Annotated in this window: 6 protein-coding genes; 1 reads left to right on the top strand and 5 read right to left on the bottom strand. The window is 62.3% G+C overall.

All coding sequences use genetic code 11. The features are described 5' to 3' along the window. Window positions 1-93 precede the first annotated feature (93 nt). The 3 genes from K344_RS0111945 to K344_RS0111955 form a co-directional block, all read right to left on the bottom strand. The gene (locus tag K344_RS0111945; RefSeq protein WP_028080863.1) at window positions 94-1,674 is read right to left on the bottom strand and encodes a peptide ABC transporter substrate-binding protein; all 1,581 of its coding nucleotides are present in this window, start codon (window positions 1,672-1,674) and stop codon (window positions 94-96) included. Next, the gene (locus K344_RS0111950) at window positions 1,674-2,540 is read right to left on the bottom strand and encodes an EamA family transporter (RefSeq protein ID WP_245586203.1); all 867 of its coding nucleotides are present in this window, start codon (window positions 2,538-2,540) and stop codon (window positions 1,674-1,676) included. Before K344_RS0111950 ends, K344_RS0111945 begins: the two co-directional genes overlap by 1 nt. A gap of 198 nt (window positions 2,541-2,738) precedes the next feature. After that, entirely contained in the window at window positions 2,739-5,489 is a 2,751-nt protein-coding gene (locus K344_RS0111955; RefSeq protein WP_084197363.1) for a TonB-dependent receptor, read from the bottom strand. A 185-nt stretch (window positions 5,490-5,674) separates the two neighbouring features. Between K344_RS0111955 and K344_RS0111960 the strand changes: the two genes are divergently transcribed. After that, the gene (locus tag K344_RS0111960) at window positions 5,675-6,460 is read left to right on the top strand and encodes a crotonase/enoyl-CoA hydratase family protein (RefSeq protein WP_028080866.1); all 786 of its coding nucleotides are present in this window, start codon (window positions 5,675-5,677) and stop codon (window positions 6,458-6,460) included. 100 nt (window positions 6,461-6,560) lie between these two features. On the opposite strand, the gene K344_RS0111965 is transcribed toward K344_RS0111960, so the two are convergent. Together K344_RS0111965 and K344_RS0111970 are read right to left on the bottom strand one after the other, a co-directional pair. Further along, complete coding sequence (locus tag K344_RS0111965) at window positions 6,561-7,775, bottom strand: tetratricopeptide repeat protein (RefSeq protein ID WP_051362176.1); 1,215 nt, start codon at window positions 7,773-7,775, stop codon at window positions 6,561-6,563. A 66-nt stretch (window positions 7,776-7,841) separates the two neighbouring features. Beyond that, on the bottom strand, window positions 7,842-8,175 hold a 334-nt coding region (locus K344_RS0111970; RefSeq protein ID WP_028080868.1), incomplete at its 5' end, for an ExbD/TolR family protein.

Raw genomic sequence — 8,175 nt, forward strand, 5'->3', positions numbered from 1 at the left:
GCGACCTCCTCACCCAGCCCTCTCCTCCATGGGAGGAGAGGGCTCAAGCACGAATGAATTCCTGACGCGCTATTCCAGTCGCTCATGGCGGGCTCATTCGGAACCGACGCTCAGATCCTTGCTGTAGTGCACGTCGAGCAGATTATCGCGCCAGCCGCGCACGCGCGGACCGAGCAGATGCTTGGAAACGTACCAGTAGATCGGGATCGCCGGCATGGCATCGAGCGCGCGACGCTCGGCTTCTTCGAGCAAGGCGGCGCGGCGCGCCGGGTCGGTTTGACGCGCGGCGTCGGCGAGGAGCGCGTCGTACCGCGCATCGCGCCAGCCCATGTCATTGCGCCCGTTGTCGCTGGCCAGCACGTCGAGATAGGTCGAGGCGTCGTCGTAGTCACCCATCCAGGCGGCGCGGAAAATCTCCGTCTCGCGGCGCAGACGTCGCTTGGCGAGGAAGACTTTGTTCTCTTCGTTGATCAACGTCGCGTGCACGCCGAGCGTCTGCTTCCACATCGCCGCGACTACCGTGGCGATGCGCTTGTGATCATCATGCGTGTTGTAGCGCAGTTCCACCTGCAGGGGATTCTGCGCGGAATATCCGGCCGCCGCGTAAAGCCGGCGCGCCTCTGCGATGCGTCGCGGCATCGGCCATTCGGCCCAGTCGACGCGCTGCGCCTGATAGCCGGCGACGCCGGGCGGCACCCAGCCGTACGCGGGCTGGGCAAGGCCGTTCATGACCTTGCCGACGATCAGCTCGCGGTCGATGACCATCGCCAGCGCGCGACGCAGCGCGCGCGACTCGCCGAGCGGCGGCCGCGTCATGTTGATGCCGTAGAAGTAGCTGCCCAGATACGTGGCGACGTGCAGCTGCGCGCCGTAGCGCTCGCGCAGCTGCGGCGCCTGCACGAGCGGGATTTCCGACGTCACGTCAAGCTCGCCGGCGCGAAAGCGCTTGAGTTCGGACGCCACATCGTCGAACGGCAGATAGACGACGCCGTCGAGCCGCGTCCGTGCATCGTCCCAGTAGTGCGGATTGCGCACGAGGCTCAGCTGTGACTGCACGATCCACTGATCGAGACGAAACGCGCCGTTGCTGACCAGCCGGCCCGGGCGCGCGAATTCGCGGCCGTACTGCGCGAGGCTCGGACGATGGATCGGCGAGGCGGCCGGATGCGCGAGCAGGCTGAGGAAGTAAGGCGTCGGCTCGCGCAGCAGAATCTGCAGCCGCGTCGGCGACAGCGCCCAGACCGCGAGCATCTCCGGCGGCGCGCGCGCCGCCACGATCGCCGGCGCATTGGCGATCGGCGACAGCAGCTGCGCGTACGGCGCGCCGGTACGCGGATCGACGACACGGCGCAGGCCGGCGACGAAGTCGTCGGCCGTCAGCGCATCGCCGTTCGACCAGCGCAGGTTGTCGCGCAGATCGAAGGTGTAGCGACGACCGTCGGCGCTGAGCTGCCAGCCGCGTGCCGCGGCCGGCACGATGTGACCATCGTCGGCGATGCGGGTCAGGCCCTCGTAGAGGTCACGCGCCACATTCAATGCGCTGACGCTCGACGCACGCTGCGGATCGAGCGACTCGACTTCCGGGCCGTTGCCGATACGCAGGATGGCCGCTGCTGCGCCGCCCGACACCAGCAGCGCGATCAGCGCGACGACGATCGCCGCGACGCCCCGCATCAGTGCTCGGTCGCGCGCCGCGAGGCCAACGTCACCGCGATGACCGAGACCAGGATGATCGCCGTTCCGGCCGCCTGCATCGCGCTGAGTCGCTCGCCGAGCACCAGCCAGCCGAGCAGCACGGCGACCGCCGGATTGACGTAGGCGTACGTCGCCAGCTGTGCGGGCTTCACCTCATGCACCAGCCAGTAATAGGCACCGAAGGCAATGCAGGAGCCGAAGACCGCCAGATACAGCAGCGATCCGATCACCTCGGGCGTCCATTGCCAGCGTGACCGTTCGCCGACGGCCAGGCCGAGCACGAATTGCACGACTCCGGCGATCAGAATCTGCAAGGCCGCCGTCATCGGCGGCGCACAGCCGACCGGATAGCGGCGGGCGAATACCGAGCCGCCGGCCCAGAGCACAGGCGAGACGATGAGCAGGAGATACGCCGGCCACGGCGCGCTGCCCAGCCGCAAGCCGTCGCCGACCAGCACCGCAACCCCCAGGAAGCCCACCACCAGTCCCGCCAGCGTGCCGCGCCCGAGCCGCTCCCCCTTGGTCCCCAGCGTGCCGAAGCCCGCCATCCACAGTGCCGAGGTCGCCACGATCAGCGCCGCCTGATTCGACTGCACCCACTGTTCGGCCCAGGTCACCATGCCGTTGCCGCCGACCAGCATCAGCAGCGAGGTGAACCCGATGACCGCCCAATCGCGCCCCGCCGCCGGCAGACGCGCGCCGCGCAACCATGCGTAGCCCAACAGCAACGGCGCCGCGATCAGGAACCGCAGCGCCGCAAAGAGGATCGGCGGCGCATCGTGAACGCCGATGCGGATGGCTAGATAGGTCGAGCCCCAGACGAGGTAGACGATGGCGAAGGCCAATACTTTCCTACTGCTTGCGTAACTCCTCATCCATGAGACATGCATCGTTGGTCTGTGGCGTTGGTTGACACAATAGGCATGAAATTCCTCATTATCGCCACACTCATGCCGCGTCAGGCTCTGAGCGGCGCCCTCAGATAAATTTATTTTGATGATCCGACAAAAAACCCGCCTTGCGGCGGGTTTTTATTTGCTTTTTCAGAACGCGTATGAAGCAGTGAGGTAAAAGTATCGTCCCATCGCACTATAGAGCGCAGGATCATACCCAAGAAATGTAGCGGAATAATTGTTCGATCCCGAAGCGTATGGAGGCATCTTGTCGAGCACATTATCGACGCCAAGCGTGACTTTCAATCCACGCGCGAATGTCGGCGAGGCGCTGAGCTGGGCGTCGAACGTCGACACACTTCCAATTTCCCAGCCTTGTCCATACGAGTCGAGCCATTTCCCCACATAATTCCACCGCAGCATCGCGCCGTAGCTATTGTACGAGTAGTCAGCTTGGGCGTAGCCCTTCCAGCGTGGAAGTGCGAGGCCGAAGTCGTCGGTCCCCATGTAGTTCTTCTGAGGATTTGCTGCGTCGCCGTAAATGTATTTATACATATAGGTCGCATATGCCGATGTCTTCAGGCGACCCCAGCTTTTCGGCAGAATGTCCGCCATCCAATCGTAGCTGACGTCCAAGTCGAGCCCGCGCGTACGAAGCAGCGCCCCATTCAAGAATCCGTTGAAGATGTTGATGATCGGACCAGGATCGTTCGGAAAGCCAGGCTGCGGCGTCCCACGCTGTACCACAGCGGGATTGTTAGCGTCGATTAGGGTCTGCAGCGGCAGCGTCGTGATGACATTGTTAATTTTCACATCGAAGAAATTAACGCCCATGTTACCGCCGCGCACGGGTTCAATAACAAAGCCCGCGTAGATCGACTTAGACTCCTCCGGCTTCAGGGTGGGATTACCACCAACGGTGGTCTGATAGAGCCACGTCGTATCGCAGTAGTCAGCAGGTGCACCAGGGAGCGCACACCGCGCGGTGTCCGTATAGCCACTGGTGAACGATGTCGACTGGCCTGAGTACAGGTCGGCAAGCGACGGAGCGCGGAAGCCTTTGTCGATGCCGGCGCGCACGACAATCCAGTCCGCTGGTGTGATTTTCAGCGCGAACTTCGGCTTCGTGACGCCACCAAAATCGCTGTATTCCTCGTGCCGAGCCGCTACATCTAGTTCCAGATACTTGGTAATGGGTGCATCAATTTCGATGTATTCGCCAGTCAGCGCGCGGCTGCCGGATACCGGCGTGCCCGTGCTCAATGCCAGAATACCGCCACCTTGTTGCTGTGAGTCCGGTGCGTTCGAATAATCTTCGAAGCGACGCTCCAAGCCCACGGCCATCGAAACATTCTGACCGAGCAATTCAAATAGGGGGCCCGAGAACGTCATGTCGAAGCCCTTCGTGATCGACTGGCCTCGCGTCGCTAGCCGCGCGCGAATCGCGTTCAGAACATCCTGAGAATTATTCCCACCGTACGGGTTGAAATACGACTCCGGCGTACCGTCCGCATCGAGATCCAGGCCGGTCGTCAGCGCCTGAACCATCGCAGCTTTGTTGAGGTAGTTTGTACCGTAGTCCGTATTATCATCCGACGTGTAGTAACCAGCCAGCTCGTACGTCCACGAATACAAATTTCCCTTGAACCCGGTGACGTACTGATCCTGAAAATCCTGATACTCATCCAGGCGCGGTCCGAATTGAAGCCCCGCATATCGAATATCAACATCCTGGTACGCGATGTCAGTTTTATGCGCGGTATTGTAGGCGTCAATAAAGTTGTGCGTATTCGGATTATTGGCGCCACCAAAAATGTCCGGATCAATGGCCGTTGAAATGGGCGTCGGATAATAGCTCGTCTTCACCGAAGATTTGTTGATTAAGGCTTGAACAAATCCATCAAATGTGAAGTTATCGAACTTCAAGAACTGCCTGTCCACGCTGCCGAACAGCGAGAGCCGATTCTGCGGCGGCTCGAGCGGCGTATAGGCATTGCGGTTTGTGGTGCAAACGCCGGCAACGTTTTGCTGAGAGGCGTCGCAAAGACTGACCGGACCATCGACGCCCTCAAGAAAGACCGTCGGAGGGAATCCCACGCCGCTATTGAAATTCGGCCCCCCTTCGTAGCGCTGGTCTGAAGAGCGCGAAATATAGCGATCTTTAGATCGCACTCCATCATTGATGAAGTAATTGATAAAGAACAACGACGAATAGCCGTCTCCCGTCGAACCTTGGGTAAGAGAGACGCTCTTTTCCGCACCATCTCCACGCGAGCTCACACCATAGTGCGCGTCGACTGTCGTGCCATCGAAGTTCTTCTTGGTGATAACGTTGACCACACCGGCAACGGCATCGGAACCATAAATAGCCGATCCGCCGTTGTTGAGAATCTCGACACGCTCGATTGCGTTGACGGGAATGCTGTCGATATTGACTGCAGGCTCGATGTTGGCAGACGTCACGTTCGGACGACCATAAGGGGCTAACCGGCGCCCATTGAGCAACACCAACGAGTACTGTGATCCCAAACCACGAAGATTGATGTTGCTTGATCCAGCAGCGAACCCAAGCGTTTGACTTTGTCCGAGGCCATTAGCATTCGAAGTGATAACCTTCAAAAGATCGCTAAGGCTAGTTGCACCAGTGCTTTCGATTTGCTCGCGGCTAATCGTCGTTACTGGTGCGGTTGTTTCAGTGTCGGTACGCCGAATACGGGAGCCCGTAACGACGATCGTCTCGATGCTCTCGTTGCTCTGGCTACCCGACGCTGGCGGCGCAGGAGATGTCACCTCCTGGGCGCGTGCACCGTTGCTCATGGCGCCCGCTATGGCAATCGCAATGCCACTCAACGCAAATTGACTTACCAACGGCTTACGTTTCCCACTCGACGTCTTCGCCATTTTTCACTCCCAATGGACACTTCAAATTAATCGTATCGTCGCCCCCGAGGAAGCTCGTCCGACAGCTTCTTATGGCCCAGGGATGACTGCGTTTCGAGCCTATGCTTCGGCAGCAAACTGCGTCAAGAATCTGCAACCAAATTGGGTATTTTTCCTTGAACTATTCGGGCCATTCGGGTGTCGCGATGCATGCTTCCGTGGCGGTTGAAGCGCGAGGGGGGATCTGGCGGATCGCAATCGACCGCGCCAGGGCGCGAAATGCGGTCGATCGGGCCACGGCCGGTGCACTGGCCGACGCCCTGCGCGCTTTCGATGGCGATGAGCAGGCCATGGTCGCGGTCCTGGGCGCGCCGGGCCGTGACTTCTGTGCCGGGGCCGACCTCAGGGCCGTCGCCGACGGTGATGCGGCGCGCATGAACCGCCTCGAGCCGGACGGCGACGGGCCGATGGGGCCGACGCGCATGCGGCTGTCGAAGCCGGTCATTGCGATGATTTCCGGCTACTGCGTCGCCGGCGGTCTGGAGCTGGCGCTGTGGTGCGATCTGCGTGTCGCCGACACCACGGCGGTATTCGGCGTGTTCTGCCGGCGCTTCGGCGTGCCCTTGATCGACGGCGGCACCGTGCGCCTGCCGCGGCTGATCGGACAATCGCGGGCACTCGACATGATCCTCACCGGCCGCGAAGTCCGCGCCGAGGAGGCGTATCAATGGGGCCTGATCAATCGCCTCGTCGCGCCGGCGGAGCTCGAAACGGAGACGCTGCGACTGGCGGAGCAGATCGCCGCCTTCCCGCAGACCTGCCTGCGCAACGATCGGCGTTCAGCCTGCGAGCAATGGTCTCTGCCGGAAGCGGAAGCGCTGCGCAATGAGTTCGCGCTCGGCATGCAGACGCTGCGATCGGGCGAGGCCGTCGCCGGCGCGCGGCGCTTTACCTCCGGCGAGGGTCGGCACGGCAGCTTCGAGGACCGCTGAGTCGCCAAACGTTCGCGGTTCAAAGGGCCGCAAGACCCGCCGCCTGCGCCGGGCAGCGGACGGCGGGAAACGGTGGTTTCAGCCGGACATCGGTGCGCGCTTACGCACCCTTCTTGACGAGCAGCCACAGCTGGGCGATGTCGCCCGCGCCTTCGCCGCCCGAAACACTGCGCAGCGTCTGCTGCGCCTCGGCCGTCCTGCCGGCGAGGAGCTGCGCGTAGCCAAGATGGAGCTTGGCGTCTTCCGGCTTCTTCAGTCCGCCCTTGGCGATACCCTGCTGGATCAGCGCAACGCCCTTGTCGTACTGGCCATAGCCGACGTAGTTCAGACCGGTGGCGACCAAGCCGTCGCCGCTGGCCAGCGCCGCCGCGGCCTTTTCGCCAGCGGCCAGCGAGGCCTTGTCGGCGCTGAGCTTGCTCGCCGTGGAGTCCATCAGCTGCTTTTGCGTCGGCGAGCCGGTCAGCACTCCCGCCGCCTTGCCGCGATCGAGATACTGCTGCGCTTCGCCGGGGAAGCCGGCGCGCAAGGCCAGATCGGCGGCGCTTTCGTAATCGCCGGCGCCTTCCATGGAGTCCGTGGCGAGCTTCAGGCGGTAGAGATCCAGATCAAGGCGGTTTGCGTAGCCCGGCTTGCCGGCCGTGCGGGCGATCAGATCCAGCCAGTACTTCTTTTCCGGATACGACGCCACCAGCTTCTTGAGCGCGTCGAGGTAGCCGGCGCTGTCGTTCAGCTTGATGGCGCACGAAGCCAGCAGTTCGAGCTGCATCTTGGTCGGCGTCTGTCCTGCGGCTTCGGCCTTGGCGACCGTGGCTTTCAGCTCCTTCTGCGCACCGGCGAAATCATTCGACAGATACAGCGCCGGCGCGAGCACACCCAAGATCTGGGGATCGTTGCCGCCCGCCGCCTGATACGCCTTGAGATACTCGACTGCCTTCGGATAGTTCTTGATGTTGTAAGCGGTCTGCGCAACGGGCCCGAGCAGCTTGAGCTTGTCTTCCTGCGGCATCAATCCGGATGCCAGGGCGACGTCGAAGGCCTGCACGACACCGGCATTGTCGCCCGCACCGCTGGCGGCGGCGATCTTCATGCGCGCGGCCGTATAGCTCTCGAACGGCGTCAAGCCCGGGATCTGTTCGGCTTCGCCGATCTTGGCAAGCGCCGTCCGGTAGTCCTTGCTCGTCAGTGCCTTCTGCGCTTCCTGCAGCGGCTTGCCGACTTCGGGCCGTAGGGACTGTTGCTTGTCGGCCGCGTGAACCGAGGCGGCGGCGAGCGCCAGCGACAAGCCGGCAAGAAAGGAGCGGAGAGGAGCGCGCATCGGTTCTGACCCTATAACACCCGGAAGTGTGAGCTTCCGGGCTGAGCGTTACATGAACTGCAAGCCTTACATCAGCTGTTCGTTGCCGACGATGCCGATGTTGGTGACGCCGAGACGCTGTGCGTCGGCGAGCGCCGCGGCGACGTACTTGTACTCGACCAGCCGGTTCGGCCGGATGTGAAACTCCGGCTGCTGATCTTCCTTGGCCGCCTGCTGGAAGCGGTACTTCATCACGTCGCGGCTGATCGCCTCGCCGTTCCAGATGTACGTGCCGTCGAAGTCGATCTCCAGTTCCACGGACGGCGGCGGCGGTGCGTCCGTCGCCGGCGGCGTCGCCTGCGGCATGTCCAGCTTCACCGCGTGCGTCTGCACCGGGATCGTGATGATCAGCATGATCAAG

Origin of the sequence: Solimonas soli DSM 21787 (assembly GCF_000474945.1) — a bacterium.
Lineage (GTDB): Bacteria > Pseudomonadota > Gammaproteobacteria > Nevskiales > Nevskiaceae > Solimonas > Solimonas soli.

Bases quoted from the DNA above. Each gene is read 5' to 3' on its own strand.
- K344_RS0111945 (WP_028080863.1), bottom strand. From the start codon at position 1,674: ATGCGGGGCGTCGCGGCGATCGTCGTCGCGCTGATCGCGCTGCTGGTG.
- K344_RS0111955 (WP_084197363.1), bottom strand. From the start codon at position 5,489: ATGGCGAAGACGTCGAGTGGGAAACGTAAGCCGTTGGTAAGTCAATTT.
- K344_RS0111960 (WP_028080866.1), top strand. From the start codon at position 5,675: ATGCATGCTTCCGTGGCGGTTGAAGCGCGAGGGGGGATCTGGCGGATC.
- K344_RS0111965 (WP_051362176.1), bottom strand. From the start codon at position 7,775: ATGCGCGCTCCTCTCCGCTCCTTTCTTGCCGGCTTGTCGCTGGCGCTC.